The organism is Caballeronia sp. AZ1_KS37 (assembly GCF_023631165.1).
Classification (GTDB): domain Bacteria; phylum Pseudomonadota; class Gammaproteobacteria; order Burkholderiales; family Burkholderiaceae; genus Caballeronia; species Caballeronia zhejiangensis.
Genome location: NZ_JALQDP010000004.1, coordinates 79125 through 104073, shown reverse-complemented (window position 1 = coordinate 104073; position 24949 = coordinate 79125). Strand labels below are relative to the sequence as shown.

At 64.3% G+C, this 24949-nt stretch carries 25 protein-coding genes and 1 tRNA gene; 18 read left to right on the top strand and 8 right to left on the bottom strand.

The window, feature by feature from the left end:
* The first annotated feature begins 16 nt into the window (after positions 1–16).
* Together ribD and NCS00_RS04285 are read left to right on the top strand one after the other, a co-directional pair.
* Positions 17–1129, top strand: coding sequence for a bifunctional diaminohydroxyphosphoribosylaminopyrimidine deaminase/5-amino-6-(5-phosphoribosylamino)uracil reductase RibD (gene ribD, locus NCS00_RS04290; protein WP_034471322.1), 1113 nt, complete (start codon positions 17–19; stop codon positions 1127–1129).
* 28 nt (positions 1130–1157) lie between these two features.
* Positions 1158–1772 (top strand): riboflavin synthase, encoded by a 615-nt coding sequence (locus NCS00_RS04285; RefSeq protein ID WP_175981801.1) that lies wholly within the window; start codon positions 1158–1160, stop codon positions 1770–1772.
* Positions 1773–1791: 19 nt separating this feature from the next.
* On the opposite strand, the gene NCS00_RS04280 is transcribed toward NCS00_RS04285, so the two are convergent.
* Positions 1792–2196: a hypothetical protein gene (locus NCS00_RS04280; protein WP_008350857.1), complete on the bottom strand. Its 405-nt coding sequence runs from the start codon at positions 2194–2196 to the stop codon at positions 1792–1794.
* Positions 2189–2524, bottom strand: coding sequence for a type II toxin-antitoxin system Phd/YefM family antitoxin (locus NCS00_RS04275; RefSeq protein ID WP_502801570.1), 336 nt, complete (start codon positions 2522–2524; stop codon positions 2189–2191). Before NCS00_RS04275 ends, NCS00_RS04280 begins: the two co-directional genes overlap by 8 nt.
* A gap of 208 nt (positions 2525–2732) precedes the next feature.
* On the opposite strand from NCS00_RS04275, the gene ribBA reads away from it, so the two are divergent.
* From ribBA to NCS00_RS04255, 4 genes are read left to right on the top strand one after another with little or no spacing between them, the layout of a single operon-like run.
* Complete coding sequence (gene ribBA / locus NCS00_RS04270; protein WP_033536677.1) at positions 2733–3896, top strand: bifunctional 3,4-dihydroxy-2-butanone-4-phosphate synthase/GTP cyclohydrolase II; 1164 nt, start codon at positions 2733–2735, stop codon at positions 3894–3896.
* 35 nt (positions 3897–3931) lie between these two features.
* On the top strand, positions 3932–4441 hold the full coding sequence (gene ribH / locus NCS00_RS04265) for a 6,7-dimethyl-8-ribityllumazine synthase (protein ID WP_008350863.1): 510 nt from the start codon (positions 3932–3934) through the stop codon (positions 4439–4441).
* Positions 4438–4875, top strand: coding sequence for a transcription antitermination factor NusB (nusB, locus tag NCS00_RS04260; protein ID WP_008350865.1), 438 nt, complete (start codon positions 4438–4440; stop codon positions 4873–4875). The genes ribH and nusB overlap by 4 nt, the downstream gene beginning before the upstream one ends.
* The gene (locus tag NCS00_RS04255; RefSeq protein ID WP_250439355.1) at positions 4876–6069 is read left to right on the top strand and encodes a pyridoxal phosphate-dependent aminotransferase; all 1194 of its coding nucleotides are present in this window, start codon (positions 4876–4878) and stop codon (positions 6067–6069) included.
* A 69-nt stretch (positions 6070–6138) separates the two neighbouring features.
* Here NCS00_RS04255 and NCS00_RS04250 read toward each other — a convergent pair whose 3' ends face one another.
* The gene (locus NCS00_RS04250) at positions 6139–7284 is read right to left on the bottom strand and encodes a lytic transglycosylase domain-containing protein (protein ID WP_033536678.1); all 1146 of its coding nucleotides are present in this window, start codon (positions 7282–7284) and stop codon (positions 6139–6141) included.
* Positions 7285–7871: 587 nt separating this feature from the next.
* On the opposite strand from NCS00_RS04250, the gene NCS00_RS04245 reads away from it, so the two are divergent.
* The 3 genes from NCS00_RS04245 to NCS00_RS04235 are packed head-to-tail and all read left to right on the top strand — an operon-like array spanning position 7872 to position 11135.
* Positions 7872–9467 (top strand): UbiD family decarboxylase, encoded by a 1596-nt coding sequence (locus NCS00_RS04245; RefSeq protein WP_250439354.1) that lies wholly within the window; start codon positions 7872–7874, stop codon positions 9465–9467.
* The gene (locus NCS00_RS04240) at positions 9464–10462 is read left to right on the top strand and encodes an asparaginase (RefSeq protein WP_250439343.1); all 999 of its coding nucleotides are present in this window, start codon (positions 9464–9466) and stop codon (positions 10460–10462) included. Before NCS00_RS04245 ends, NCS00_RS04240 begins: the two co-directional genes overlap by 4 nt.
* A 4-nt stretch (positions 10463–10466) precedes the next feature.
* Positions 10467–11135 (top strand): LysE family translocator, encoded by a 669-nt coding sequence (locus tag NCS00_RS04235; protein ID WP_250439509.1) that lies wholly within the window; start codon positions 10467–10469, stop codon positions 11133–11135.
* A gap of 10 nt (positions 11136–11145) precedes the next feature.
* On the opposite strand, the gene NCS00_RS04230 is transcribed toward NCS00_RS04235, so the two are convergent.
* Both NCS00_RS04230 and NCS00_RS04225 read right to left on the bottom strand, forming a co-directional pair.
* The gene (locus NCS00_RS04230) at positions 11146–12111 is read right to left on the bottom strand and encodes a threo-3-hydroxy-L-aspartate ammonia-lyase (RefSeq protein ID WP_175981788.1); all 966 of its coding nucleotides are present in this window, start codon (positions 12109–12111) and stop codon (positions 11146–11148) included.
* A 129-nt stretch (positions 12112–12240) separates the two neighbouring features.
* Entirely contained in the window at positions 12241–12543 is a 303-nt protein-coding gene (locus NCS00_RS04225) for a hypothetical protein (RefSeq protein ID WP_034471336.1), read from the bottom strand.
* A gap of 1332 nt (positions 12544–13875) precedes the next feature.
* On the opposite strand from NCS00_RS04225, the gene NCS00_RS04220 reads away from it, so the two are divergent.
* The 3 genes from NCS00_RS04220 to trmB all read left to right on the top strand — a co-directional run bounded on the left by NCS00_RS04220 (position 13876) and on the right by trmB (position 15381).
* Positions 13876–14436 carry a YggT family protein gene (locus NCS00_RS04220; protein ID WP_008350879.1) on the top strand — a complete coding sequence of 187 codons (561 nt, stop codon included), beginning with the start codon at positions 13876–13878 and terminating at the stop codon, positions 14434–14436.
* Between the two features lie 54 nt (positions 14437–14490).
* Positions 14491–14565 (top strand) — tRNA-Gly (locus tag NCS00_RS04215).
* 75 nt (positions 14566–14640) lie between these two features.
* On the top strand, positions 14641–15381 hold the full coding sequence (trmB, locus tag NCS00_RS04210; protein ID WP_250439341.1) for a tRNA (guanosine(46)-N7)-methyltransferase TrmB: 741 nt from the start codon (positions 14641–14643) through the stop codon (positions 15379–15381).
* Positions 15382–15450: 69 nt separating this feature from the next.
* Here trmB and NCS00_RS04205 read toward each other — a convergent pair whose 3' ends face one another.
* The 3 genes from NCS00_RS04205 to NCS00_RS04195 all read right to left on the bottom strand — a co-directional run bounded on the left by NCS00_RS04205 (position 15451) and on the right by NCS00_RS04195 (position 17300).
* Complete coding sequence (locus NCS00_RS04205; protein WP_175981786.1) at positions 15451–16284, bottom strand: undecaprenyl-diphosphate phosphatase; 834 nt, start codon at positions 16282–16284, stop codon at positions 15451–15453.
* A 62-nt stretch (positions 16285–16346) separates the two neighbouring features.
* A complete protein-coding gene (locus NCS00_RS04200; RefSeq protein ID WP_008350882.1) occupies positions 16347–16940 on the bottom strand; it encodes a DUF1439 domain-containing protein in 594 nt (197 codons plus the stop codon).
* Positions 16941–17012: 72 nt separating this feature from the next.
* On the bottom strand, positions 17013–17300 hold the full coding sequence (locus NCS00_RS04195; RefSeq protein WP_250439322.1) for a YkgJ family cysteine cluster protein: 288 nt from the start codon (positions 17298–17300) through the stop codon (positions 17013–17015).
* 148 nt (positions 17301–17448) lie between these two features.
* Between NCS00_RS04195 and hemN the strand changes: the two genes are divergently transcribed.
* The 6 genes from hemN to NCS00_RS04165 all read left to right on the top strand — a co-directional run bounded on the left by hemN (position 17449) and on the right by NCS00_RS04165 (position 24947).
* Complete coding sequence (gene hemN / locus NCS00_RS04190) at positions 17449–18831, top strand: oxygen-independent coproporphyrinogen III oxidase (RefSeq protein ID WP_250439320.1); 1383 nt, start codon at positions 17449–17451, stop codon at positions 18829–18831.
* A 146-nt stretch (positions 18832–18977) separates the two neighbouring features.
* Complete coding sequence (locus tag NCS00_RS04185; RefSeq protein WP_008350885.1) at positions 18978–20357, top strand: amidase; 1380 nt, start codon at positions 18978–18980, stop codon at positions 20355–20357.
* A 145-nt stretch (positions 20358–20502) separates the two neighbouring features.
* Positions 20503–21021, top strand: coding sequence for a disulfide bond formation protein B (locus NCS00_RS04180; RefSeq protein ID WP_033536679.1), 519 nt, complete (start codon positions 20503–20505; stop codon positions 21019–21021).
* Positions 21022–21478: 457 nt separating this feature from the next.
* Positions 21479–22504: a xanthine dehydrogenase accessory protein XdhC gene (gene xdhC / locus NCS00_RS04175; RefSeq protein WP_250439304.1), complete on the top strand. Its 1026-nt coding sequence runs from the start codon at positions 21479–21481 to the stop codon at positions 22502–22504.
* 40 nt (positions 22505–22544) lie between these two features.
* On the top strand, positions 22545–23567 hold the full coding sequence (locus NCS00_RS04170) for an adenosine deaminase (protein ID WP_008350888.1): 1023 nt from the start codon (positions 22545–22547) through the stop codon (positions 23565–23567).
* 9 nt (positions 23568–23576) lie between these two features.
* On the top strand, positions 23577–24947 hold the full coding sequence (locus NCS00_RS04165) for an NCS2 family permease (RefSeq protein WP_008350890.1): 1371 nt from the start codon (positions 23577–23579) through the stop codon (positions 24945–24947).
* Positions 24948–24949 lie beyond the last annotated feature (2 nt).

Sequence of the window (24949 nt, the reverse complement as noted above, 5' to 3'; positions counted from 1 at the left end):
TTTCCGGGCCGCGCCGATGTTCTCGCAAACCGACTTCACGCACATGGAGCGCGCGCTCGCGCTCGCCTCGAAGGGCATGTACACGACGACGCCGAATCCGCGCGTCGGCTGCGTGCTCGTCAAGAACGGCGAAGTGATCGGCATGGGCTACACGCAGCCGGCCGGCCAGGATCACGCCGAAGTGCAGGCGCTGAAGGACGCCCGTTCGCGCGGCAAGGATCCGCGCGGCGCGACCGCGTATGTGTCGCTGGAACCGTGCAGTCACTTCGGCCGCACGCCGCCGTGCGCGCATGCGCTCATCGATGCGCGCGTCGAGAAAGTAATCGCCGCGATGGAAGATCCGAACCCGTCGGTGTCCGGCCGCGGCTTGACGATGCTGCGCGACGCCGGCATCGACGTGCGTTGCGGACTGCTCGCGAACGAGGCGCACGAGATGAACATCGGCTTCGTGTCGCGTATGACGCGCCGCCGTCCGTGGGTGCGAATGAAGGTTGCGGCCACGCTGGACGGCCGTACCGGTTTGCCGACGGGCGAGAGTCAGTGGATCACGGGCGAAGACGCGCGCGCCGACGGCCACGCGTGGCGCGCCCGCGCCTGCGCGATTCTCACGGGAATCGGCACGGTGCGCGAGGACGATCCGCAACTGACCGTGCGCGCGGTCGACACGCCGCGCCAGCCGCAACGCGTGCTGATCGACAGCCGGCTGGACGTGCCGATGCACGCGCGCATCCTCGACGGCGCGCCGCCCTGGATTTTCCATTCCGCCGACGCCGATCCGGCGCGCATCGACGCGTTGCGCGAGAAAGGCGCGGATCTGATCGAGCTGTCGAACGAGTACGGCAAGGTCGATCTGCCCGCGATGCTCACGGCGCTCGCCGATCGCGGCATCAACGAATTGCATGTCGAAGCGGGCCACAAGCTGAACGGCTCGCTGCTGCGCGAAGGCTGCGTCGACGAACTGCTGATCTATCTCGCGCCGAGCCTGCTCGGCAGCGCGCCCGGCATGTTCGACTTCGCGCCGCCCGACACGCTGGATGCGCGGCCGCATCTGAAATTTCATCGCATCGACCGGCTCGGCGACGATCTGCGCATACTTGCGCGTTTTGCCGAAGCCAACGTGGCGAGCTGACCCAGCACCGAATCGAGGAATCCGACCGATGTTCACAGGAATTGTCGCGGCCGTGGGCCGAATCGAAAAAGTCACGCCGCTCGGTGCCGAGCCGGAAGCGGGCGTGCGTCTGACGGTCGCCGCGGGCGATCTCGATCTCGCCGACGTCGAGCTCGGCGACAGCATCGCGATTCAGGGCGCGTGCATGACGGTTGTCGAGAAATCGGCCGGCACGTTCGACGTCGAAGTGTCGCGCGAGAGTCTCAACAAGACCGTCGGACTCGGCGATGCGGGCGCCGGCGTGAATCTGGAAAAGGCGTTGCGCGCGCACGACCGGCTTGGCGGGCACCTCGTATCCGGTCACGTCGATGGGCTGGGCGTCGTGTCGAAGTTCGAGCCGGTGGGCGAATCGCACGAATTGCGCATCGTGGCGCCGAAGGATATCGGCAAGTATCTGGCTTACAAGGGCTCGGTGACGGTGAACGGGGTGAGCCTCACGGTGAATTCCGTCAGCGACAGCGCCGACGGCTGCGAGTTTTCCATCAATCTGATTCCGCATACCGTCGAAGTGACGACGCTCAAGGCGCTTGCCAAAGGCGCGAAGGTCAATCTGGAGATCGATCTGATCGCGCGGTATGTGGAGCGGATGATGAGTGCGGGGTGAATGCTCGCGTTGTCCTGACCTAGCGCTCCGGACCCCACAGATCCCTGAATTCGGAGGAAGTCTCTTTCATGCGCCGGAGCGACAAGAAAGTGATCGTGTCACCGGACAACAGATAGAGCAGCACGTAGTCATCGAACAGATGTTCGTGTAGCTCGCCTTGATGAGGCGCGCCCGACTTCGTGACGTCCACGATCTCCTCGATCGTCAGCAAAGCATCGACCGTATCCGGCTTCGAATTGAGAAGGCGTCGTCCAAGAGCCGGAAAGCGCCGAAGCACCGGCACGACCTTCTTTTCGATCGCCTCGACTAGCCGAAGGAAGCTTTCAGGCCGGTCAACGCGGTTCCAGTAGCGCTCGATATCCGTGAGTCGGGCATTGAATTCGCTCGAGATTCGGATGGTCGCGCGCTTGCGTTCATCATTCACGGTCCGACTCTCCGTCATCGGTTTGCGGCGCTCCCAGACGCGCTTTCAGACGGATGAAGTACTCGTCGGCATCTTCCGTTTCGTTCTTGTCGAGGCTCTTCAGAGCGGTCAACGCGTCGTTCAGCAGCACCAGATGAATGCGGGACCTCTCCATGCGGTAGAACGCTTCGAGCTTTTCCGCGCTGATCAACGCGGCATAGCTTTCTCCGTTCTTCGTGATGATCTTTTCATTGCCGCCGCGAACCTCGTCGACGAGTTCAGAGAGATTTGCACGCGCCTGAGAGAGCGGAATGATGTCCCTTGCCCTAAAAGCCATGTTCGGCCCCATTAAGTTTAATGTACACAACATTGTACAAAACCCATCCGCTTTAAAGTTACAGTGAGGACAGTTTCCCAAACGCTTGCCCGTCGCGCCATTCGTCCGAATGGCTTAGGAAACCTCCACCTCTCGAAGAGAGTCGATTTCCCCGACGCTCCACCAGCCGTGGCGTAAAATACGCGCTTTCCCCAAATCAGAGCCCGCTCGGGACGTCATCATGTCGCTCGCCTCCACTCCTGAGATCATCGCTGAACTGAAAGCCGGCCGGATGGTGATCCTCGTCGACGAAGAAGACCGCGAGAATGAAGGCGATCTCGTCGTCGCCGCCGAATTCGTCACGCCCGAAGCGATCAACTTCATGGCGAAGCACGGCCGCGGCCTCATTTGCCTCACGCTCACGCAGGAACGCTGCAAGCAGTTGAACCTGCCGCTCATGACGCATCGCAACGGCACGCAGTACGGCACGGCGTTCACGGTGAGCATCGAAGCCGCCGAGGGCGTGACGACCGGCATCTCGGCCGCCGACCGCGCGAAAACCATCGCCGCGGCCGTCGCGCACGATGCGCGCGCCGAGCACATCGTTCAGCCGGGCCACGTCTTCCCGATCATGGCGCAGCCGGGCGGCGTGCTCGTGCGTGCGGGCCATACGGAAGCCGGCTGCGACCTGACCGCGCTCGCGGGTCTCACGCCCGCCGCGGTGATCTGCGAGATCATCAAGGACGACGGCGAAATGGCGCGTCTGCCCGACCTCATCGAGTTCGGCCAGCAGCACGGCATCATGATCGGCACCATCGCCGATCTGATCCACTACCGCAGCCGCACCGAATCGATCATCGAGAAAGTCTGCGAGCGGACGATGCAGACCGCGCACGGTCCGTTCCGCGCGCTGCTGTATCGCGACGAGCCCACCGGTTCGCCGCACATCGCGCTCGTGCGCGGCACGCCGCGTCCGGATCGCGACACGCCGGTGCGCGTGCACGAACCGCTCTCCGTGCTGGATCTGCTCGAAATCGACTCGTCGACGCACTCTTGGACCATCGACGCCGCGATGAAGGAAATCGCCGCGCGCGATCTCGGCGCGATCGTCATGCTCAATTGCGGCGACACGAAGGAACATCTCGTCGACGTGTTCCGCGCGTTCGACCAGAAGGACAAGGCGGCGGAACTCAAGCGCCGCCCGATCGACTTCAAGACCTACGGCATCGGCGCGCAAATTCTGCGCGATATCGGCGTCGGCAAGATGGAAGTGCTCGCGAATCCGCGCAAGCTCGGCAGCATGTCGGGCTACGGCCTGGAAGTGACAGGCTTCGTGCCGATGCCCGGCTGCCCCGCCACCGCCGCGCCCGCCGATACGAGCATCACGCAGTTGCGCTCGGCCTGAACGCCAAACCCAATCTGAACCAACGGAAATCATTCATGGAAATCGGACAATACCAGCCGAACCTCGACGGTGACGGCCTGCGCATCGGCATCGTGCAGTCGCGCTTCAACGAACCGGTGTGCAACGGCCTCGCCGACGCCTGCATCGAGGAGCTGGAACGCCTCGGCGTGATCGGCCAGGACGTGCTGCTCGTCACGGTGCCCGGCGCGCTCGAAATTCCGCTCGCGCTGCAAAAGCTCGCGGAATCCGGCCAGTTCGACGCGCTGATCGCGCTCGGCGCCGTCGTGCGCGGCGAGACGTATCACTTCGAGCTCGTGTCGAACGAAAGCGGCTCGGGCATCTCGCGCATCGCGCTCGACTTCGGCATTCCGGTTGCGAACGCCGTGCTGACGACCGAGAACGACGAGCAAGCCGTCGCCCGCATGACCGAAAAGGGTCGCGACGCCGCGCGCGTGGCGGTCGAAATGGCGAATCTGTCCGTCGCGCTCGAGCAGCTCGGCGGCGACGATGAAGACGAAGACGAAGAAGACGAGGACCGCGCATGAAGAGCGCACGACGCCGTTCGCGCGAACTCGCGACGCAAGGGCTTTACCAGTGGTTGCTGTCGGGCGCGCCCGCCGGCGAAATCGACGCGCAGTTGCGCAATTCTCAAGGTTTCGACAAGGCCGACAAGGATCATCTCGATGCGATCCTGCACGGCGTGATCAAGGAATCCGACGCGCTGTCGGCCGAGTTGCAGCCGTGCCTCGATCGTCCGATCGAGCAGCTGTCGCCGGTCGAGCGCGCGGTGCTGCTGGTTGCCGCGTTCGAGTTCAAGCATCACATCGACGTGCCGTATCGCGTCGTCATCAATGAAGCGGTCGAGTTGACGAAAACTTTCGGCGGCTCGGACGGCTACAAGTACGTCAATGGCGTGCTGGACAAGCTCGCCGTCGTGATGCGGCCCACCGAAGCGCAGGCGCGCGGCCGCGGAGCATAAATGAACCAGACAGCCGAACCGCTCGTGCGGCTGGCGTCGCGCGTCGACGCAATCGAGCCGTTCTACGTGATGGAGCTGATGAAAGAGGCGCAGGCGCTCGAGCGCGCGGGCCGCGACATCATCCACATGAGCATCGGCGAGCCGGATTTCACCGCGCCGGAGCCGGTCACGAACGCCGCCGCCGATGCCCTGAAGCGCGGCGTGACCCAGTACACCAACGCGCTCGGCATCCACGCGCTGCGCGAGGCGATTTCGCAGCATTATCGCGATACCTTCGGCCTGGCCGTCGACCCCGAGCGGATCGTCGTGACGGCGGGCGCGTCGGCGGCGCTGCTGCTGGCGTGCATGGCGCTCGTCGATAACGGCGACGAAGTCCTGATGCCCGATCCCTGCTATCCGTGCAACCGGCATTTCGTGTCGGCGGCGGATGGCAGGCCGGTGCTCATCGCGAGCGGCCCGGCCGAGCGCTTCCAGTTGACGGCCGAGCATGTCGAGGAGAACTGGAGCGAGAAGACGCGCGGCGTGCTGCTCGCGTCGCCGTCGAATCCGACGGGCACGTCGATCGAGCCGAACGAACTGCGGCGCATCGTCGACACGGTGCGCGCGCGCGGCGGCTTCACGATCGTCGACGAGATTTACCAGGGCCTGAGTTACGACGCGAAACCCGTGTCCGCGCTCTCCTTCGGCGACGACGTCGTCACCGTGAACAGCTTCTCGAAGTACTTCAACATGACCGGCTGGCGGCTCGGCTGGCTCGTCGTGCCGCACGCGATGGTCAGCGCGGTAGAAAAGCTGTCGCAGAATCTGTTCATCTGCGCGTCGGCGCTCGCGCAGCATGCGGCGCTCGCGTGCTTCGAGCCGGAGACGATCGGGATCTACGAAGCACGGCGACTGGAGTTCAAGCGGCGTCGCGATTACATCGTGCCGGCGCTGCGCTCGCTCGGTTTCGGCGTGCCGGTCGTGCCGGACGGCGCGTTCTACGTCTACGCCGACACGACGACGGTTCATCACCCCGCCGCCGGCGACAGCGATGCGCTCACGCATTCGATGCTCCACGACGCGGGCGTCGTGCTCGTGCCGGGCGCGGATTTCGGTTTTCACGCGCCGCAGCGCTACATCCGGCTGTCGTATGCGACGTCGCAGGCGAAGCTGGAAGAAGCGGTCCAGCGACTGGGCACGCTGTTCCGTCGATAATCGCGACGGCACGCGCAACAAAAAAGGGCACCCGCGGGTGCCCTTTCCTTTTTACGTCTGCCGAAAGCCTTACGCGCCCAGCTCCGCCGATGCGACGTGCTTCGTCTCCCCGTCGCCATCGTCCTGCGATTTCTTCGGCGATTCGATCGTCGCGTGAACGCGTTTGTCCGCGGACGTCGAGGCGAGAACCTGCTTCGGCGCGGCCTGGACCGGCGCCTGCGGCGCGTTGATCGGCACATTGCGGCCACGCGCGACATCGCGCAGACGCGAGCGCTCGGCCAGCACCTTCGCGCCGTAACCGCCGTCGTCCTGCGTCGTCGAGCCGACGTAGTAGCGCAAGCCGCCCGCCACCGAGCCACCGCGCGCGATGCAATCCTTCAGCACGAGCGCGCCGACCTTGATGTTCGCGAGCGGATCGAGCGCCGCGTGCGAGCCGCCGAAGTACTCGAATTTGTCGGAATGCACCTTCGACATGACCTGCATGAGGCCCTGCGCGCCGACGCCGCTTTCCGCATACGGATTGAAGCCCGATTCGATCGCCATCACCGAAAGCAGCAGCAGCGGATCGAGGCCGACTTCGCGACCCGTATCGAACGCGGCGCGCACGAGTTCCGTGACCGGCTCTTGCGCCACGCGATAGCGACGCGCGATGAAATTCGCGACGAGCTTCTGCTCACGCGCCGAGACGAGCACGCGGTCATCGCGCGCATCCGCGACGACGCGTTGCGCAGGAATCAGGTTCGCCAGCATGCCGACGGACGGCATCGTGCGCGGATCGAGCCCGTTGGGCGACACGGCCAGGCTGATGCCGCCGGTGAGCTGACGGGTGCTGGCGTCGTCGCTGGCCGCCGCGCCGAGCGACGGGGTCACGGCGGCCGGCGCCTTGGCAATTTCGGGCGCCGCCGTGTTAGCGGCCACGTTCACGGGCAGCGCGGCGTCGCCGGGCGCGCGATGCACCGCCGAGAACGGCGGCAGCGGCTGGCCGGCGAGCAAACGCGCCGGACCGGCCTGGACCGCGGCCGACACGAACGGCATGATCTTTGCGGCGAACGTCGTGCGCCAGGAAGGCGCCAGCCAGAGCGCGAGCGCACTGACAACGGCCGCGCAACCGACCACGGCGAAGAGATGGTGACTCAAACGGCGTCCGCGACGTAGCGCTACGCGCACAACCTGCGCGGCGCGGGAGTCGGAACCCCACCAAACCGAAGCATTCATCGATACTCCCAATGTTGCATGATTTGCGCAGATGAATACGAATGAAGCACGTACTCGAAAGACAAATCAGACACCGCTCACTCTCGGTAAGCGTCAGCGGCATCGGGGATACGGCAAGCGCCGTCTGAAAAGCCGATCCGGCAAAAATCCGCCGGGTTGCGCGGCACGAACTGCATGCCCTGAACGCGCACGTGGCTTTCCACGCGAAAAACCGGCGTGTGAAACGCCGGCAATGACAACCAACAGCCATGGATCGCCGGGCAGGAGCGGCGCAGGCGACGCATTGGCGTCTGACAGACCTGAGGCTAAGGTAAAAAGTTTCAAAACCTGCAATGGATGCCAAGCGATTCTAACAGGGTTTAATGATCCGTCAATGCTATAGACTTTGGTTTCAATTACTTACAGTTATATTGAACAGTGTTCAGCAGCCGAAAACCACGTCTCCCGGGCGATTCCAAGCGGTTTTCGCTGAATGTCGCCCAACGCACGGACGCCGACGCAGGTAAAATCGACAATCGCTTAGCGCGCAGCCGTCCCGCCCGGCGAGTTCTGCCTCCGGGCGCCTTCGAGTCCACTTCCGACCATCGATGAAATACAAAGATCTGCGCGACTTCACCGCCCGCCTTGAAGCGCTCGGTGAACTCCGCCGCATTCGGCAGCCCGTCTCTCCCGTTCTCGAAATCACCGAAGTCTCCGATCGCGTGTTGCGCGCGGGCGGACCGGCGCTGCTGTTCGAAGCGCCCACCCGTCACACGATGCCCGTGCTCGCGAACCTGTTCGGCACGACGCGGCGCGTCGCGCTCGGCATGGGCATCGAGACGGACGCGCAAAGCGGTTCCGATGTGAGTCTCGGCAGCGACGTCGCCGCGCTGAGTTCGTTGCGCGATGTCGGCAGGCTGCTTTCCGCGCTCAAGGAGCCCGAGCCGCCGAAGGGCCTGAAGGATGCCGGCAAGCTGCTCTCGCTCGCGAAGGCCGTGTGGGACATGGCGCCGAAGTCGGTCAGCGCGCCGCCCTGTCAGGAAATCGTGTGGGAAGGCAACGACGTCGATCTCAATCGGCTGCCGATCCAGACATGCTGGCCCGGCGACGCCGGTCCGCTGCTCACCTGGGGCCTCACCGTCACGCGCGGGCCGAACAAGCCGCGTCAGAATCTCGGCATCTATCGGCAACAGCTGATCGGGCGCAACAAGCTCATCATGCGCTGGCTCGCGCATCGCGGCGGCGCGCTCGATTTCCGTGAGTTTGCGCTCGCGAATCCCGGCAAGCCGTATCCCGTGGCGGTCGTGCTCGGCGCCGATCCGGCGACGATTCTCGGCGCAGTGACGCCCGTGCCCGATTCGTTGTCCGAATATCAGTTCGCTGGTCTCCTGCGCGGATCGCGCACCGAACTCGCCAAATGCCTGACGCCGGGCGTCGATGCATTGCAGGTGCCGGCACGCGCGGAAATCGTGCTCGAAGGTTTCATCTATCCGCAAGACGGCGCGCCGCCGCCTGCGCCCGCAGGCGCGCCGCCGCGTCCGTCGGCGGGGGCGTCGGCGAAATACGAGCACGCGCTCGAAGGCCCGTACGGCGATCACACCGGCTATTACAACGAGCAGGAATGGTTTCCGGTCTTCACCGTCGAGAAGATCACGATGCGCCGCGACGCGCTGTTCCATTCCACCTACACAGGCAAACCGCCGGACGAGCCTGCCGTGCTCGGCGTCGCGCTGAACGAAGTCTTCGTGCCGCTGTTGCAGAAGCAGTTCACCGAGATCACCGATTTCTATCTGCCGCCGGAGGGCTGCAGCTATCGCATGGCGATCGTGCAGATGAAGAAGAGCTATCCCGGCCACGCGAAGCGCGTGATGTTCGGCGTCTGGAGCTTCCTGCGGCAATTCATGTATACGAAGTTCATCGTCGTCGTGGATGAAGACGTGAACGTGCGCGACTGGAAGGAAGTGATCTGGGCGATCACGACGCGGGTCGATCCGACGCGCGACACCGTGATGGTCGACAGCACGCCGATCGATTATCTCGATTTCGCGTCGCCGGTTGCGGGTCTCGGCTCGAAGATGGGACTCGACGCGACCAACAAGTGGCCCGGCGAAACGAATCGCGAATGGGGCCGCCCGATCGTCATGGACGAAGCCGTGAAGCGCCGCGTCGATACGCTCTGGACCGAACTCGGACTCGACAAATGACGATCGCGGCCACGCTCTATCGAGGCGATGTCATCGAGAACACGCACGCGGCGCATGTCGCGGTCGTCGATGCCGATGGCCGCCTCATCCATTCTTTCGGCGATCCGCGCCGCGTGACGCTGCCGCGCTCGGCCGCGAAGCCCGCGCAGGCGCTCGCCGTCATCGAAACGGGCGCGCTCGAACGCTTCGGCTTCACCGACGAGGACCTCGCGCTGATGTGCGGATCGCACAGCAGCGAGCCGCGTCATATCGAGCGCGCGCTCGCGATGCTCGCGAAGTCGAACGCGAGCGAAAGCGATCTGCGCTGCGGCGGCCATCCGCCGATTTCGGACGCCGTGTACAAGGACTGGATCCGGCGCGATTTCACGCCGACCGCCGTCTGCAGCAATTGCTCCGGCAAGCACGCCGGCATGCTCGCGGGCGCGCGCGCGATGAACGCGCCACTCGCCGATTACCACTTGCCCGGTCATCCGCTGCAGGCGCATGTGAAGCGCACGGTGGCGCGCGCCGTCGATCTCGCCGATGACGAAGTGCAATGGGCCATCGACGGCTGCAATCTGCCGACGCCGGCCTTCCCGCTCGAACGTCTCGCGCGGCTCTATATGAACATCGCCGCCGCGTCGGACGGCTCGCCGCTCGCACGCATCCATCGCGCGATGACGTCGCATCCGGAACTCGTCGCGGGCGAAGGCCGCTTCTGCACGCTACTGATGCAGGCGTTCGGCGGCGCGCTCGTCGCCAAGACCGGCGCGGACGCGAGTTACGCGATCGGCGTGCGCCGCGAGACAGGTCCGATCGGCATCGCGGTGAAAGTCGAGGACGGCAATACGGCCGTGGTGAACGCGGTCGTCGTCCATCTGCTCGATGCGCTCGGCATCGGCACGCAAGCACAGCGCGATGCGCTCGCCGCCTTCCGTAATCCGCCCAAACGCAACACGATGAACGTGCCGACCGGCCGTCTCGATGTCAGCTTCACGCTTCACAACCATCAATAACAACATGCATTCGTGGTCGTTGCTGTCGGACGGGTTCTTTCTGTCGCTGTCGCTGTGTCTGGATATCGGGATCGCCAACTTCGCGATCATTTCGCTCGCGCTGTCGCACGGATTCAAGCCGGGGATGGTGCTCGGCCTCGGCACGTGCTTCGGCGATCTGTTCTATGCGGCGCTCGCGCTCGCGGGCATGTCCGCGCTCTTGCAGTTCTCCGCCGTGCGCTGGGTCGTGTGGATCGGCGGCGCCGTCGTGCTGCTCTTTCTCACCTGGAAGATGGCGCGTGAAGCGCTCAATCCGGCGTCGGCGCCGCCCGTCGAAGGCGAAGCGGATCTCACCGTGCCGCGCCCGAAGCATTGGCAAAGCTTCCTGCGCGGATGCCTGCTCGCGGTGTCGTCGCCGAGCGCGATATTGTGGTTTGCGGCGGTCGGCGGCGCGCTCATCGCCAAGGCCGGCGCGACGAGTCCCGTCAGCGCGTCGGTGTTTCTGATCGGCTTCTTCTGCGGCGGGCTCGGCTGGACGATCTTCATCTGCACGCTCGCGAGCCACGGCCGAAAGCGCGCCGGCACGCAGCTCCTGCGCGCGTGCCACGTGATGTCCGCCGTGCTGTTCGCGTACTTCGCGTACAGCGTGATCGTGAACGGCTACCGCGATCTGATCGTCAACGCAGCGTCGTGACGATCCGCCATCACGCGAGATACTGCGACAGCTTCGGCAAATCGACGTTGCCGCCCGACACGATCACGCCGACGCGCTTGCCTTCGACCGGCACGACCTTCTGCAGCACGGCGGCCGCGGCGAGGCAGCCGGTCGGCTCGACGACCATCTTCATGCGCTGCGCGAAGAAGCGCAGCGTGTCGATCAATTGCGCATCGCTCACGGTGACGATCCGGTCCACGTGGCGCTGGATGATCGGAAAGTTGTATTCGCCGACGTGCGTCGAAGCGGCGCCATCGGCGATCGTGCGCGGCACGTCGATATGCACGATTTCGCCGCGAGCGAGCGATTGCTGCGCGTCGTTGCCCGCCTCCGGCTCGACGCCGATCACCTTGCAGTCCGGCGACAACGCCGCCGCCGCGAGCGCGCATCCGCCGATGAGCCCGCCGCCGCCCAGACACACGAACAGATAATCGAGCGGACCGGTTTCCTCGATCAGTTCCTTCGCCGCCGTGCCCTGCCCCGCGATCACATGCGGATGGTCGTAGGGCGGAATCAACGTCATGCCGCGTTCCTCGGCGAGCTTGCGGCCGATTTCCTCGCGATTTTGCGTGTAGCGGTCGTAGGTGATCACTTCGCCGCCGTAGCCGCGCGTCGCCTCCATCTTCGCGGCGGGCGCGTCTTCCGGCATGACGATCGTCGCGCGGATGCCGGCGAGCTTCGCGGACAGCGCGATCGCCTGCGCATGATTCCCCGACGAGTACGTGATGACGCCCGCTGCGCGCTGGCGGTCGTCGAAATGAGAGAGCGCGTTGTAGGCGCCGCGGAACTTGAACGCGCCCATGCGCTGAAAGTTCTCGCACTTGAAGAAGAGCGACGCGCCCGCGATGGCGTCGGCGGTGCGGGAAGTCAGGACGGGCGTGCGATGGGCGAATCCTTCGATGCGCCGGGCGGCGTCGGCGACGTCATCGAAAGTCGGGGCGGGAAGAGTGGACATCGGCGTGAGAGCGTGAGGTGAGGAGGATCATCATTGTCCCAGTTCCGTCGCAAAAATCCAGAAATCGGCCCGTAAACGCAGAAGGCGATGCATGCATGCATCGCCTTCGGAATAAGCCGTTCGGGCCGATCAGCGGCGCCAGTAGCCCGGTCCGTGACGGTAGTAACCGTGATGCCGGTAATACGGACGGCCGTAGTAGCCATAGCCGCCGTAGCCGCCATAAACCACCGCGGGCGGCGGCGCATACATGACAGGCGGCGGCGCCACATAAACGGGCTGCGGCGGCGCGACATAGACAGGAGCCGGCGGCGCCGCATAGACCGGATAGGCCGGCACCCCGATACCCACGCCCACCGACACATGCGCCTGCGCTGCACCGACGAATCCCACGCCGAGCGCACCAGCGACCAACAAACCACCGAGCTTTTTCACTTTCGTTCTCCTCGCCGCTACGCATGATGGCCGGTCCAGGCGGCTCACGAGCGACGGTATGAGTCGAATTTATCGAAAAAGCAGATCGGTCGGCGGAGTCATTTGTTGCAAATTGCAAGATGCTTAACGCTGCCAGGAGACCGAAAGCCGGGCGATGGCCGCAAACAGGCTCCGATCGACCGTTCGGCGGACCTGCGCGCGGTGGCTCGACTCGATATACGCCATAAGTTAAAAAACGGCGTAACGTCTATTTACAAAAGAACGGAAAAGCCCCGACGGACAATGCGTCCTCCGGGGCTTCTCATGTAATGCGCGAGATTCTTAAAAGCTCGAAGCGTCGTTCAACCCACTTTGACGTAAGCGAATTCACGCGTGACGTTCGGCGGCACATAAGCCGCGCCGATAACGACGCGAGGCGTCAGTCGCTTTTTCTGATCCCACCAGCGGCGCCGTTGGGCTTGGCTCAAAAATCGCAGATGCTTTCTATAAGAGAAAATGCTCACGGCAACCTCCGAACGTAGCGAATGAAACCTTGATGGGAGAGCCGGCCGCATCCCGCCGCGCCTGCGCTCCCGCTGAAATCGTCTTCTCTTTAGTATCGAGCGCCCTGTTCGTTCCTCAATGTACGCAAAGAAACCAAGCCTTCACGTCGATATGCGATTGATGTGTGTTAAACCACATTCAGCGAAAAGCATGCTTTTTGGCCGGAAAATTCGTCCTGTCTGATTTCTCGCCCAACTCATTCGAAGGGAAACAATCCCGCCCAATGAAGCGCTCGGCCCTTTCGCTTTCCGTCTTTATATCCTGCCAGTTTTGCGTGAAATACGCTTTTCGCGATCGTCTCAAAATGGCAACACTAGGGTTTTCCGACACTGGCGTTTCATGCGGATGAGTCTCCTGCGATTAACTTTCGCGTACCTTTCACGCAATCGCCCGACCAATCGCGCGCGGCGCGTGCGACAACGTCCCCAAGCGGCTGCAAAGCCATGTTAAGGTGACGTCCGGCGCCCCATCAGGCAAGCCTGTTGGGCGGGGAGTTCGAATCGCCGAGAACAGAAAAACGCGAAGCTTCGTCTAACGGCGTGCGTGCGACGGGCGCGCAAACGCGCATGATGCGCCGCGCGCCGCGATGACTTCGACGAGATACTCAGTCCAGAGAACGAACAATGATCAAGGTCAGCATTCAAGATTCGCGCCGCGCGGACGGCCGCCATCCAGACATCACTCGCGGGCGGCTCTGCGCCCGCTAGCGCCTTTCGTCTCCCTTCACCTTTCGCTTAACCCGACCCGGCGCACGTCGCAACACTGCGCACGCATCCTAGAGGACCCGAGATGTTCGGCGATATCGCCCGTTTTCTGCTCAACACCCTTTTCACCCTGTTCGGCGCGGCGCTCCTGCTGCGCGCATGGATCCAGGTCGTGCGGATGCCGCCCTACAACCCCGTGTCGAACGCCGTGATGCAGGCGACCAACTGGCTCGTGCTGCCGCTGCGCAAGATTCTTCCCGGCGGGAAGATCGACTGGGCGAGCATCGTCGCGGCGTTCATCGCCTCGGCTGTCTACGTGACGCTGATGGTCGTGCTCGCGGGCGTCGATCCCACGCTCATGGCGCCGACCCTTCTGCTCGTCGCGTTGCTGACCGTCGTCAAATGGGCGCTGAACCTGATTATCTGGGTGACGATCCTGATGGCGCTCCTGTCGTGGCTCAATCCGCAGTCGCCGGCGATGCCGCTGCTGTATCAGATCACCGCGCCGTTTCTCGATCCGCTGCGGCGCATCCTGCCGCGACTCGGTGGCATCGATCTTTCGCCGATTCTGCTCTTCGTGATCGTCCAGGTGCTGCTGATGGTCGTGACGCGCGTCGCCGTCTCGATGACGCTCTTCGGCATCTGAAACCCGCGCGCAATTGCGCCTCGGGACGCGTTGCGCTTACAATAGCCGGCTCATGCGGGCGTCGTATAATGGCTATTACCGTAGCTTCCCAAGCTACAGACGTGGGTTCGATTCCCATCGCCCGCTCCAGAATCTCAGCGAAAGCCGCCCCAAGTCACGTTTGGGCGGCTTTTTAGTTTCGCGCATCCGTTCCAGCATCGCCTCATGAGCCACGATCCCCAAGACGAAGCCGACGACAACGGCACGCACCCGTCCGACGTCAACGAAAACGCCACGCTGCGGCATCGGCGCATCCGCAGCTTCGTCACGCGCGCGGGGCGCGTATCGTCGGGCCAGCAGCGCGCGATCGACGATCTCGGCCCGCGCTACGTCGTGCCCTACACGCCGCAGCTCGCCGACTGGGACGCGCACTTCGGCCGCCACGCGCCGCGCGTGCTCGAGATCGGTTTCGGCATGGGCGCGACGACGGCGGAAATCGCGGCCGCGCGTCCGGGCGATGACTTCATCGGCGTCGAAGTGCACGAGCCGGGCGTCGGCGCGCTGCTGAAGCTGATCGGCGAGCAAGGGCTCGGCAATATCCGCATCCTCCAGCACGACGCCGTGGAAGTGCTCGAACACATGATCGCGCCGGACAGTCTCGACGGCGTACACATCTACTTTCCGGATCCGTGGCACAAGGCGCGCCATCACAAGCGCCGCCTGATTCAGCCGAAGTTCGTCGCGCTGCTCGTGTCGCGCATGAAGCCGGGCGGCTATATCCATCTGGCGACCGACTGGCAGAACTATGCCGAGCAGATGCTCGAAGTGCTGTCGGCGGAACCGGCGCTCGAAAACACCGCCGACGGCTACGCGCCGCGCCCCGATTTCCGCCCGGTCACGAAGTTCGAGCGGCGCGGCCTGCGGCTCGGCCACGGCGTCTGGGATCTGATGTTCCGCCGCCGCTGAACGGCATCGCCCAGAAAGGAAAACGCCACGGCAAGCCGTGGCGTTTTGCTTTGCGTGGCGAGAGCGGGATCAGTCGGCCCAGCTCAATCCGCCGCTGTATCCGACGATCAGGATCAGCAAGCCGAAGCCGATGCGATACCACGCGAACGCCGTGAAATCGTGCGACGCGACGTAGCGCAGCAGCCAGCGCACGCAGACGAACGCGCTGACGAAAGCCGCGACGAGCCCGATGACGAACAGCCCGATATCGTTCACGGTCAGCGTGCGCCAGTACTTGGCCATTTCGTAGAGCGTCGCGCCGAAGATGATCGGAATGGCGAGGAAGAACGAGAACTCCGTCGCCACGCGCCGTTCGAGCCCGAACAACATGCCGCCGATGATCGTCGCACCCGAACGCGAGGTGCCCGGAATCAGCGCGAAACATTGCGCGAGGCCGACCTTGAAGGCATCCCCATAGGAAAGATCGTCGACGGAATGCACGCGCGTGATGACGCCCCGCTCGCGCTGGCGCGACTCCGCCCAGAGAATGACGATGCCGCCGACGATCAGCGCGACCGACACCGGCACCGGCGAGAACAGCACCGCCTTGATGTGCTTTTCGAGCAGGAGACCGAGCGCGATGGCCGGAATCGTCGCGATGATGACGTTGAGCGTGAAGCGCCGCGCATCGGAGCGTGCGGGCAGGCCGGCGACGACGGAGCCGATCTTCGCGCGGTATTCCCAGCAAATCGCGAGAATCGCGCCGAACTGGATGACGACGTCGAAGGTTTTCGATTGCGCGTCGGTGAAATTCAGCAAGCTGCCCGCCACGATCAGATGCCCCGTGCTCGAGACCGGCAGAAATTCGGTCAAGCCCTCCACGACGCCCAGGATGAGCGCCTTCACCATCAATATCCAGTCCATCCGTCAGCCCTTGTTCGCGGTGTAGCCGTAGGTTTTGATGCACATTGCGCAGCGATTTCGATTCACTTCTCGACAATCTGCACACGTATGCCGTTTGTAAGGACTGTGATTGTACCGGGTTCGTAAGACACCCCGGCGAACTGGAGCTCCTCGGGCTTGAAGGTGTGGATCGGATAGCGGTCGAGCAATTGCGCCGCGAGTTGCGCGCCGACCGACGCGATCTGCTGGTTATATTGCGCGGCATCGCCCGTGAACTGCGCATCGTCGACGGACGGCGACACGAGAATGACCGAACGGCTCGGCGCATCGTAGCCGAGCTGCGTCGAGAGCGTGAACGCGCCGATCACGGGATTCGGCATGAACGGCGTCGAAAGTCGCGCATCGACGCGCACGGTCACGCGATTGCGATCCGGCGCCATCCCGACGACGGGATTGCTCAGGACGACGTCGAAAATCTGCGAAGCCGTGCGTTGCAGCGGGAACTTGCGCGCGACGGCGGCTTGCACCTGCTGCGTCGAGAATGTGTAGTGATCCGGAATGAAGGGGAATATCGAGTTCGAGGCCGCGTGGGCCTTCGATGCGAGTGCGAGCGCGGGCAGCGCCATCAGCCCTGCCCGCACGAACCGGCGCCGCAGCGGCGCGACGGGTTCCGTCATGCTTGATCCTCCAGTGTTCTTCTTCGAATCTGCGCCGTCTTCGGCGCGGTCCGCGAATTGGACTGTCGATCGTCACGACAGTTGCGTCGGCTGCGTCGCTGTTTCGAGCCGCTCGATCCACGTCAGCGCATATTCGCGCGTCTCGCCGCACATCTCGTGCGAAGGCTGCAATCCGCCGCAGCACGCCGGCCTGCGCGGATCGCCGAAAATCCTGCAGCGCAGATCGTCGCCCAATTGAACGCAGCGTTCGCCCGCGCGCTTGCCATCCGGCATTCCCGGAATCGGACTCGAGATGGACGGCGCGATGCAACAGGCGCCGCAGCCCTGGCGGCAGGCATGGGGCGAAGAATCGATCGACATGGCGTGACTCAACAGCGCAAAAAGAACCGGCATTTTCTCATGCCTCTTCTTTGCGGTTCGTCAAATGCTGCCATTGGGCTGCGACCTTATCACGCAATGTTCGCGCGCATCGTCCGACTACACTCGGACGTTCCCCCCGAGGTCCGCCATGACTCCCGCCGCCCCGCTCTTTCGCCCCGACCTGCTCGCGCGCTACGACGCGCACGGTCCGCGCTACACGTCCTATCCGACCGCCGTCCAGTTCACCGATTCCTTCGACGCCGCGCACTATCGCGAAGCCGCGAGCCAGTCCAACGCGAACGCCGATCTCTCGCTCTACTTCCACATTCCGTTCTGCGACACCGTCTGCTTCTACTGCGGCTGCAACAAGGTCGCGACGAAGAATCGCGCGCACGCTCGCCCGTACCTCGATCGCATGAAGCGCGAGCTGGCGCTGCAAGCAGCGCTTTTCGATACGTCGCGCCCGGTGACGCAGCTTCACTGGGGCGGCGGCACGCCGACTTTCCTCTCGCACGACGAGATGGCCGAGCTGATGTCCGCGACGCGCGAGCACTTCAATCTCGTTTCCGACGAGCGCGCGGAATATTCGATCGAAGTCGATCCGCGCGAGGCGTCGGCGCAAACCGTCGCGTTGCTGCGCGAACTCGGCTTCAACCGCCTGAGCCTCGGCGTGCAGGACTTCGACGAACGCGTGCAGCGCGCCGTCAATCGCATTCAGCCGCGCGAAATGACCGAAACCGTGCTCGACGCCGCGCGCGCGAACGGTTTCAAGTCGGTGAGCGTCGATCTGATCTACGGCCTGCCGCATCAGAGCGTCGAAAGCTTTTCGCGCACGCTCGACGCGATCGTCGATCTGAAACCGGATCGCGTCTCCGTGTTCGGCTACGCGCACATGCCGGCACTCTTCAAGATGCAGCGGCAGATCGACGAAAGCGCGCTGCCTTCACCGGCCGTGCGTCTCGCGATTCTCGAGCGCGTGATCGGGCGCATGAGCGACGCGGGCTACGTGTACATCGGCATGGATCATTTCGCACTGCCCGGCGACGAGCTCGCGCGCGCCTTCGAAGCCGGCACGCTCCAGCGCAACTTCCAGGGCTACAGCACGCATGCGGATTGCGATCTGATCGGCATCGGCGCGTCGTCGATCGGCAAGATCGGCGATGTCTATGCGCAGAACGCCCGCGAACTCGCCGACTATGCCGCGGCAATCGACGCGGGGCGGCTCGCCATCGCGCGCGGCGTGCGCCTGTCCGCCGACGATGCACTGCGCCGCGACGTCATCATGCGTCTCATGTGCGGCGGCGAGCTGCGCTTCGACGATGTCGCGAACGCGCACGGCATCGAATTCCCCGCCGTTTTCGCCGACGAACTCGCGCGCCTCGCGCCGATGGCCGGCGATGGCCTCATCGATCTCTCGCGCGACGCGATCCGCGTGCTGCCCGCTGGCCGCATGCTGGTGCGCAACGTCGCATCGGTATTCGACCGCTATCTGGGTCAATCGAGTCTGCGGCGCTTCTCGCGCACGATCTGAGCGGTGTCCGATCGGCGTCGGTGGCTTAGAATGACAGCCACCTTGGACGCCCCGGCTTTCGGCTGCGGCGTCCATCCACTCACTGCCGATGCGAAGCGCCGGGCATTGCCGGCTTCTCGCAGACGGCGACGCCACTGCCCGACGCCATGCCGACCACTTCGCCGCAGTTCGCCCCTCTCGCCCAACTCGCCGCCGATCTGAAAAGCGGCCGCACGACGAGCCGCGCGCTCGTCGAGACGGCGCTCGAACGGATCGCCGACCCGGCGGGCCAGGGCTCGACCGTTTTCCTGCATGTCGATGCCGATCACGCACGCGCCGCCGCCGATGCGCACGACGCGCTGCGCCGCGCCGGGACCGTGCTCTCGCCGCTCGCGGGCATTCCTGTGTCGATCAAAGATCTCTTCGATGTCGAAGGCCAGGTGACGCGCGCCGGCTCGAAGGCGCTCGCCGACAACGCGCCCGCCAGCGCCGACGCCGTGACCGTCGCGCGCCTGCGCCGTGCGGGCGCGGTGATCGTCGGGCGCACCAACATGAGCGAGTTCGCGTTCTCGGGCCTCGGGCTCAATCCGCATTACGGCACGCCGCGCTCGCCGTGGCGCGCGAACGTGCCGGGCGACGCGCGCATCGCGGGCGGCTCGTCGTCGGGCGCGGCGGCATCGGTCGCCGATGGCATGGCAGCCGTCGCGCTCGGCACCGACACCGGCGGCTCGATCCGCATTCCGGCCGCGCTGTGCGGCCTCACCGGCTTCAAGCCGACCGCGAGCCGCATCCCGAAGCAAGGCGGCGTGCCGCTGTCGAAAACGCTCGATTCGTTCGGTCCGATCGGCGTGTCGGTCGCATGCTGCGCGCTCGTCGACCGGATTCTCGCGGGGCGCGATCCCGGCGTGCCCGCGACGCGCCCGCTCGAAGGCGTGCGCCTCGGCGTGCTGACGAACTACGTCACCGATGGCGTCGAGGCGAGCGTCGCCAGCGCCGTCGCCGCGGCCGTCAATCATCTCGCGGCGGCCGGCGCGCTCGTGGAAGACGTGCGCTTTGCGCCGCTCGATCGTCTGCCGGAGATCAATCGCTATCCGCTCGTCGCGATCGAAGCGTATGCGTGGCATCGCAAGCTGATGGCCGAGCGCGGCGCCGATTACGATCCGCGCGTGCTGGCGCGCCTGCAACGCGCCGAAGCGGCGAGCGCGGCGGATTACATCGACTTGTGCGAGGCGCGCGCCGCGATGATCGAAGCCGCGCGCACGACGCTCTGGCAACGTTTCGACGCGATTCTCTGCCCGACGGTGCCGGTGCTGCCGCCGCGCATCGCCGATCTCGAATCGGATGACGACGCCTTCACGCGCACCAACGCGCTGATCCTGCGCAATCCGACCGCGTTCAATTTTCTCGATGCCTGCGCGCTCTCGCTCCCCTGCCATCCGCGCGGCGAGGCGCCCGTCGGCCTGATGCTCGCGGGCGCGCCGAACTCCGACGACACGTTGCTGTCGATCGGACGGGCGGTCGAAGCGGTGCTGGAAACGACGCGCTGAGCGGGCCGGGAAACTCGGCCAATCGTCGCGGCTGATTTTGCGCACCGGGCGTTCGCGCTAGAATTCCCCGCGATCCCCACGCAACTCAGGTGCTTCCTTCTCGAATCGTTGCGAAATAATGAACAACTCTTTACATCACTTCACGATGCATCAGGACGACCGGGTGATGCGCCGCGAGCGCCGCCTGCTCGTGCTGCTCGGTTTGGTCAGTCTCGGTCTCGTCGGCGGTGCGCTGTATCTGCAGTTCTTCCATAACGAAGATCCCTGCCCGCTTTGCATCATCCAGCGCTATTTCTTCGTGCTGATCGCGATCTTCGCGTTTCTCGGCGCGGCATTCCGCAACTGGCGCGGCATCGCGCTTTTAGAGACGCTGGTCGCGATTTCGGCGCTCGGCGGTCTCATCACCGCGATTCGCCACGTCTATGTGCAGTCGCATCCCGGCTTCAGTTGCGGCTTCGACGCGCTGCAACCGATCGTCGACGGCCTGCCGCCCGCAAGCTGGCTGCCGCAAGTGTTCAAGGTCGCCGGTCTGTGCGAAACGCCGTATCCGCCGATCCTCGGACTCTCGCTGCCGCAGTGGTCGCTGATCGCGTTCGCGCTGATCTTCGTGCTCGTCGCGGCCAGCCTGCGATTCAAGCGCAAACTGCGCTCGACCGTCCGGTAATGTGTTCCGGGCGGCCGTCCGCGCCGCCCGTCCTTCATCGCGCTTTGCGCGCTTTCTCTTTCCCGCATCAGCGCATCCGCATAATCTTGATACGTCTGCCGCAATGTTTTTGAGATATTGCGGTGTTAAGGTCGTGTCTGGATGGCGATCTACGTGCGCGCAGTCCGCTTCGCTCAAAGGCAACCGGTTTTTTTCACGGTAACGCATGAAACGAACGGAAACCGCGTAACGCGCGCCCGGTCCGCAATGTCTTCCTGAATCATGACAACGCAAACCATCCGCTTCCCTTCGGCTCTGCGCCCTATTCCTATGCGCTCGCACGCGTTTGCGTGTGCGCGCTTTTCCCGCTTTTCTCTCGCTGGCCGATGGGATGTCCATCGCCCGGTAAACTAGCGTCTGCGACGACGCAAATCCGCGCAAACCCCGCACAAACCCGATCACTTCCGGAGCTCACTCGATGCAAGTTTGGCTGAACGACCTGCAACACCTGCTCGCGCACGGCGACGCCGTCGTGCTCGTGACGGTCGCGCGTGTCGAAGGCTCCGCGCCGCGCGAGCCGGGCACGAAGATGATCGTCACCCGCGAGGACGCGCGCTACACGATCGGCGGCGGCCATCTGGAATGGAAGGCCATCGAAACGGCACGGCAAGTGTTGAAGGACGGCATGCGCAGCCCGCACATGCGCAGACTCGAGCGTTTCGCGCTCGGCCCGAGCCTCGGCCAGTGCTGCGGCGGCGCCGTCGTGCTCGCATTCGAGCGGCTCGACGTCGCGGATCTGAACTGGGTGACGACGCTCGGCAAGCGCACCGCGCAAGGTTTATCGACCGTGCGCAGCGTTTCCTTCGCGCCGGATCCCGAGCTTCGCGATGCGGTGATGCTCTCCGATCCCGAACCGGGCGCGACCGACGCCGACTGCCTGCTGTGGGACGGCGCCGGTTTCGACGAGCGCGGCGCGCTTTTGACCGAGACCATCGCACCGAACGACTTTCAGGTCGTGCTGTTCGGCGCGGGCCATGTCGGGGCAGCGCTCGTGCGCGTGCTCGCGACGCTGCCGTGTCACGTGACCTGGGTGGACGAGCGCGATGCGGCATTTCCCGCACCGCAGTTCGTGCCCGATAACGTGACGATCGAGCCGACCGACGCGCCCGACGAAGCTGTCGATAATGCGCCGCCCAACGCGTACTTCATCGTGATGACGCACAACCACACGGTGGATCTTGCGCTGGCCGAATGCATCCTGCGGCGCGGCGACTTTGCGTTCTTCGGCATGATCGGCTCGTTCACGAAGAAGAAGCAGTTCGAGCATCGGCTCGCGGCGCGCGGCATCGACCCGGCGCGCATCGCGCGGATGGTGTGTCCGATCGGCATCGACGGCATCGTCGACAAAGCGCCCGAAGTGATCGCCGTTGCAGCGGCAGCCCAACTGCTGCAGGCGGTCGAAGCCAACGCTTCGAGCCATGCGTCGTCGCAACAGACCGCCTGACCCACAGGCGAACTTGTAGCCCCAAAACTCAAAAGCCCAAATGAATCCCACACTCGCCGACAAGATTGCGCACGCGCCGAAAGCCGAGTTGCATATCCATATCGAAGGGTCGCTAGAGCCGGAACTGATCTTCGCGCTCGCGAAGCGCAATAACGTGAAGCTCGCGTACGACTCGATCGATGCGCTTCGCGCGGCTTACGCGTTCACCGACTTGCAGTCGTTTCTCGACATCTACTATGCGGGCGCGAGCGTGCTGCTCACGGAGCAGGATTTCTACGACATGACGATGGCCTACGTCGAACGCGCACTCGCGGATCACGTCGTGCATGCGGAAATCTTCTTCGATCCGCAAACGCACACGGAACGCGGCGTGCCGATCGAAACGGTCGTCGCGGGCATCGACGCCGCGCTCGCGGAAGGCGAAAAGCGCGGCTTGTCGAGCAAGCTGATTCTCTGCTTCCTGCGCCATCTGTCCGAAGACGACGCGCTCGCCACCTTCGACAGCGCGTTGCCGCTGTTCGACAAGTACGCACATCGGCTGATCGGCGTCGGGCTGGATTCGTCGGAACGCGGCCATCCGCCGTCGAAATTCGAGCGCGTGTTCGCGAAAGCGCGCGAACGCGGTCTGAAGCTCGTCGCGCATGCGGGCGAAGAAGGACCGCCGTCGTATGTCTACGAAGCGCTCGATCTGCTGAAAGTGGATCGCGTCGATCACGGCGTGCGCAGCATCGAGGACGCGGCGCTCGTCGCGCGTCTCGCCGATGCGCGCATCGCATTGACGGTGTGCCCGCTCTCGAACATCAAGCTCTGCGTATTCGACGACATGACGAAGCACACGCTGAAGGATCTGCTCGATCAGGGCGTCGCGGTGATGATCAATTCCGACGATCCGGCGTACTTCGGCGGCTACGTCAACGCGAATTACTTCGCGATCGTCGATGCGTTGAAGCTCACCGATCACGAGGTCTACACGCTGCTGAAAAACAGCCTCGAAGCCTCGTTCGTCACCGAAGAAGAACGCGACGCGATGGTCGCGCGCCTGGATCAGCACTGGAAGCAGTAAGCAAGCACGATGGAAACAACCGCAACAACACAACAAGACAGCACCGCGCTCGAACGATTCTTCGGCATTCGCGCGGCCGGCTCGCGCACGAAGACGGAAATCGTCGCGGGCATCACGACGTTCCTCACGGCGATGTACATCATCGTCGTCAATCCGGGCATTTTGTCGGCGGCGGGCGTGCCGTTTCCGGCGGCGCTCACCGCCACGGTCATCGTCAGCTTTCTTGGCAGCTGCGCGATGGGCCTGTATGCGCGCAATCCGGTGCTCGTCGCGCCCGGCATGGGCATGAACGCGCTTTTTGCGTTCGTCATGGTTCACGGCGGCAAGATGCCGTGGCAGACCGCGCTCGGCTGCGTGTTCTGGTCCGGCGTGATCTTCGCGATTCTCGCGGCGTTCAACGCGCGCAAGCTCGTCGTCGATGCGATTCCCGCGAATCTGCGGCACGCGGTCTCGTGCGGCATCGGACTCTTCATCAGCCTGATCGGGCTCGTGAACGCGAAGTTCGTCGTCGGCGATCCGGTGACGATCGTGCATTCGGCGTCGCTCAATCCGGTGGTCGTCACGTTTCTGATCGGCCTCGCCGTCACGACGATTCTCGTCGCGCGCAAGGTCACGGGCGCGCTGATGCTCGGCATCGTGTTCACGACGATCATCGCGATTCCGATCGGCCGCTTCTACGGCGACGGCACCGCGTACTGGCCCGCCGCCATCGCCACGAAAACGCTCGTCAACTGGAACGGCCTCTTCGCCGCGCCGGACTTTTCGGCGCTCGGGCAGCTCGATCTGATGGGCTCGCTGAAGGTCATCTACTGGCCGTTCATCTTCGTGATGCTGTTCACGTCGTTCTTCGACGCGCTGTCCACGTTCATGGCGATTTCGGAAGCCGGCAAGCTCTACGACAAGGACGGCAATCCGCGCAACATCCGCCAGTCGATGATGGTCGACTCCTTCTCCGCGCTCATTTCCGCGCCGCTCGGCACGAGCCCGGCGAACGCGTACATCGAATCGGCGGCGGGCATTTCGGCGGGCGGACGCACGGGTCTCGTCGCGGTCGTCGCCGGATTGTGCTTCCTGCCGTTCCTGTTCCTTTCGCCGCTCCTGTCGCTCGTGCCGGCGATCGCGACCGCGCCCGCGCTCGTGCTCGTCGGCGTGTTCATGATGGAAGCGATCACGAAGATCGAATGGCATCGCTTCGACGAAGCCATTCCCGCGTTCCTCGCGATGATCCTGATCCCGCTGACGTACTCGATCACCGATGGCGTCGCGTACGGCTTTCTCGCGTTCGTCGTGCTGAAGTCGGCGACCGGGCGCGCGCGTGAGATCAAGCCGGCGATGTGGATCATCGCGGCTTTCTCGTTAGTCCTGCTTTCGCAGCTTTGAAC